This window comes from Bacillus sp. JUb11 (assembly GCF_024807925.1).
Taxonomy (GTDB): Bacteria; Bacillota; Bacilli; order Bacillales; family Bacillaceae; genus Bacillus; species Bacillus altitudinis.
This window is the reverse complement of the sequence record NZ_JANUEZ010000018.1, coordinates 1-4,228: the sequence shown is the minus strand read 5'-3', so window position 1 is coordinate 4,228 and position 4,228 is coordinate 1. Positions and strand designations below refer to the sequence as shown.

Sequence of the window (4,228 nt, the reverse complement as noted above, 5' to 3'; positions counted from 1 at the left end):
CCGATGGTAGTTGGGGGTTTCCCCCTGTGAGAGTAGGACGCCGCCAAGCTTTTCAAAGGATCAGTTCCAATCGGAACTGGTCTTTTTTGTGTTTTCTTCTAGCAGCATCATGATATAAGCCGGAAACTTGTCCTCTGCAATCTCCATATAACGTTCAATCATGACATAATCATCACTAATGTATTGAGATAAAAGCTCGTACCACCATTCTGTTTCGTAGCGGGCAATCATACTGAGATTATACATTAACAAGTAATGGCTGATGATCTCAGGAATCCCTAAAAAGGCATCTCGCGTTGATGGAATGAACCATTGATTCATTTCTAAATCATAATGAAGATGAGTAGCAAGAGCAGGGTTTTCTTCTGAAAATACATCAAATGTTAGTTTTTTAGCTTCTCGTTGCTTAAGCTTCCAAGTTGTATGGAACTCAAAATATTCAATAAAACGTTCGGCAGACATGTTATAGAGCAAGGGAATATGATCTTGAATCAACATGCCATTTGCTTGTTCTATTTTCACTAAAGTAGAGGGTTGTTTTTGAAACTCCAGAATATGACCCATTTCAGGTATTTTTGAAAGGAGATTGATCATCGTAAATCGTTCATCTTCAAGACCATTTAAATGAAATAAGTGCTTTAATACATGCATACATAATCCGTTTCGCTGAATCTTGACTTCATCCTCACTAAAACGATAATGTTGCTTCTTTCTTTTTCTTGAGGTGACGCCATGAGCTAAGACAGAGGTTTGAGAAGGATAGTCGGGATCCACTGTCAGCAAACATGCCTTTAACAGCTGTGCCATTCCATAAAACAATAAAATCGGTTTTAGTTCAAGCGGAGCTGATGCGGCTTGGTCATAAAATGTATGACCGTGCTTTAAAAAGTAAATAAATCGTTCACAGTTTTTATAGGCCTGCTGGTTTGCCTCATGAATGTTCCGTTTCTCATACTGTTGAAATAGAAACTTTTGGGAAGTTTCAAGTGAGTAAAAACGTTTTAAATCCTTCCATCCTGAACTTTTCATCTTCTTCCTCAACTCTCTTTATATTTTCTAAAAATTGCAACTGTTTGTTGCTTCCTTGACATGCTGTTTCCTAGTTGATAATCTACATATAATATTTTGCCGAAAAGAGGGGGATTTACTAATGTGGGAAAGTAAATTTTCAAAAGAAGGTTTGACGTTTGACGATGTGTTGCTTGTTCCAGCAAAGTCTGAGGTGCTTCCGCGTGATGTCAATTTATCAGTTGAGTTAACAAGCACTTTAAAGCTGAACATTCCAATTATTAGTGCAGGAATGGATACTGTGACGGAATCACAAATGGCGATTGCAATGGCACGTCAAGGTGGTCTTGGAATCATCCATAAGAACATGTCTATCGAGCAGCAAGCTGAACAAGTGGACAAAGTAAAACGTTCAGAGCGTGGTGTTATTACAAATCCATTTTTCTTAACACCGGATCATCAAGTATTCGATGCAGAACATTTAATGGGTAAATATCGTATTTCTGGTGTACCGATTGTTAATAACGAACAAGATCAAAAGCTTGTTGGGATTATTACGAACCGTGACCTTCGTTTTATTTCGGATTATTCAATGAAGATTAGCGACGTGATGACAAAAGAGGAACTTGTGACAGCTTCTGTTGGAACAACATTAGAAGAAGCTGAAAAAATCCTTCAGCAATATAAAATTGAAAAATTACCTCTTTTAGATGACGAAGGAACATTAAAAGGTCTCATCACCATCAAAGATATTGAAAAAGTGATTGAATTCCCTAACTCCTCTAAAGATGCACATGGCCGTTTAATTGTTGGTGCCGCTGTAGGTGTCACTGGCGATACAATGACTCGTGTGAAAAAATTAGTAGAAGCCAATGTTGATGTGATCGTCATTGATACAGCACACGGTCATTCTCAAGGTGTTCTAGACACTGTATCGAAAATCCGTGAAACGTATCCTTCTCTTAATATCATTGCTGGTAACGTTGCAACAGCTGAAGCAACAAAAGCATTGTTTGAAGCTGGAGCAGATATTGTAAAAGTGGGTATTGGACCAGGATCGATTTGTACAACACGTGTTGTTGCAGGGGTCGGTGTACCACAAATCACAGCGATTTATGACTGTGCAACAGAAGCAAGAAAGCATGGTAAATCTATTATTGCAGATGGTGGAATTAAATATTCAGGTGATATCGTGAAAGCATTAGCTTCTGGTGGACATGCTGTTATGCTGGGAAGCCTTCTTGCTGGTACATCTGAAAGCCCAGGAGAAACAGAAATTTTCCAAGGCAGACGTTTCAAAGTATATCGTGGTATGGGTTCTGTTGCTGCAATGGAAAAAGGAAGTAAAGATCGTTACTTCCAAGAAGATAATAAAAAATTCGTTCCAGAAGGTATCGAAGGACGTACACCGTATAAAGGACCAGTTGTTGACACTGTTTACCAACTTGTTGGCGGTATTCGCTCTGGTATGGGCTACTGTGGAACACAGGACTTACGTACTCTTAGAGAAGAAGCACAATTCATTCGCATGACAGGTGCAGGTCTTCGTGAGAGCCATCCACATGATGTACAAATTACAAAAGAATCACCAAACTACACAATTTCTTGATAAATTGTGACAATCAAATTACATTTGACAGGGTCTATGACTCTGTCTATTTTTTTTGTCTTTATTGTGATAAAATTTATACTGTTGTGTCGAAATAAGCCCTTGTGGATTAAATATATATGAAAAACGTCGAAAAAAGATGAATACGGAGGTATGACGATTGAACAGCAAGATGTTGAAACAGCTTATGGTCTCTATCCTTGCATTGGCATTGATTGTTACTACATTTACCCCAATGTCCAAAGCAAAAGCGGCTGAAGATCCATTCAATGTGAATGCGAAAGCAGCTATCCTTATTGAAGCTTCTACAGGTAAAATTCTTTATAGTAAAAACGCAGAACAAAGACTGCCTATTGCAAGTATGGCAAAGATGATGACAGAGTATCTATTACTAGAGGCGATTGCTGAAGGCAAAGTGAAATGGGATCAAACCTATACACCAGATGATTACGTGTACGAAATTTCTCAGGACCGCAGTTTATCCAATGTTCCATTGAGAAAAGATGGTTCGTATACTGTCAAAGAACTTTATCAAGCAACGGCTATATATTCAGCAAATGCAGCAGCAATTGGTTTAGCAGAGGTAATCGCTGGATCAGAATCAAAGTTTGTTGAAAAAATGAATGCAAAAGCAAAAGAACTTGGTTTAACCAATTACAAATTCGTGAATGCAACTGGATTAGAAAATAAAGACTTACATGGCAAACAGCCAAAAGGTACGGGACCTGATGAAGAAAGCGAAGTTTCTGCAAAGGATATGGCTTTGCTTGCACAGCATCTCATCAAAGATCATCCAGAAATTCTTGAAACAGCAAGCATCGCGAAAACAAAGTTCAGAGAAGGCACAGATGACGAAATGGACATGCCAAACTGGAACTTTATGCTTAAAGGACTTGTGAAAGAATATGAAGGCGTAGACGGTCTGAAAACGGGCTCTACTGATTCAGCTGGTTCTAGCTTCACAGGTACAGCAAAACGTGGTGACATGCGTGTGATCGCAGTTGTCCTGAATGCTAAAGGAAATCTTCATACAGCTCGTTTTGATGTGGCGAAAAAATTGTTCGATTATGCCTTTAAAAACTTCACGATGAAAGAAATGTACAAAAAAGGCCAACAAATCAAGGGACATGAAAACATCGAAGTCGATAAAGGGAAAGATAAAGAAGTACCCGTCGTGACGAAAGAAGCTTTCTCTGTACCGGTTAAAAATGGTGATGAGAAGAGCTATAAAGCGAAAGTAAATATTGATAAAAAGAACCTAGAAGCTCCTATTAAAAAAGGAACGAAGGTTGGCATGCTGACGACTTCTTATTCTGGTGATGAGAAGGACTACGGTTATTTGAGTAAAGACCAATCAGGTGTTGAGCTTGTGACGAAAACAGGTGATGAAAAAGCAAACTGGTTCATCCTTGCAATGCGTGGTGTAGGTGGATTCTTCGCTGGCATTTGGGGCGGAATCGTCGACACAGTAAAAGGTTGGTTCTAATAAAAAACTGCTCTCTTTATGTGAGAGCAGTCAGATTGTAGAGAAACTCATGTTTTTCTACAATCTTTTTTATTTTCATCGTAATGATGATGGATGAGATTGAATGAAAAAGGCCTCCCACACAC

General features: G+C 38.7%; 3 protein-coding genes. 2 read left to right on the top strand and 1 reads right to left on the bottom strand.

Annotation, left to right across the window (positions count from 1 at the left end; translation table 11 throughout):
* Positions 1 to 60: 60 nt before the first annotated feature.
* Positions 61 to 1,029 (bottom strand): YaaC family protein, encoded by a 969-nt coding sequence (locus M2369_RS19295; RefSeq protein WP_259255647.1) that lies wholly within the window; start codon positions 1,027 to 1,029, stop codon positions 61 to 63.
* Between the two features lie 121 nt (positions 1,030 to 1,150).
* Here M2369_RS19295 and guaB point away from each other — a divergent pair, with 121 nt between their 5' ends.
* Positions 1,151 to 2,617, top strand: coding sequence for an IMP dehydrogenase (guaB, locus tag M2369_RS19290; RefSeq protein ID WP_008342039.1), 1,467 nt, complete (start codon positions 1,151 to 1,153; stop codon positions 2,615 to 2,617).
* Positions 2,618 to 2,777: 160 nt separating this feature from the next.
* Entirely contained in the window at positions 2,778 to 4,103 is a 1,326-nt protein-coding gene (locus M2369_RS19285) for a D-alanyl-D-alanine carboxypeptidase family protein (RefSeq protein ID WP_041506556.1), read from the top strand.
* Positions 4,104 to 4,228: the final 125 nt, after the last annotated feature.

Excerpts from the sequence above, each read along its gene's own strand:
- M2369_RS19295 (WP_259255647.1), bottom strand. The coding sequence starts at position 1,029 with ATGAAAAGTTCAGGATGGAAGGATTTAAAACGTTTTTACTCACTTGAA.
- guaB (WP_008342039.1), top strand. The coding sequence starts at position 1,151 with ATGTGGGAAAGTAAATTTTCAAAAGAAGGTTTGACGTTTGACGATGTG.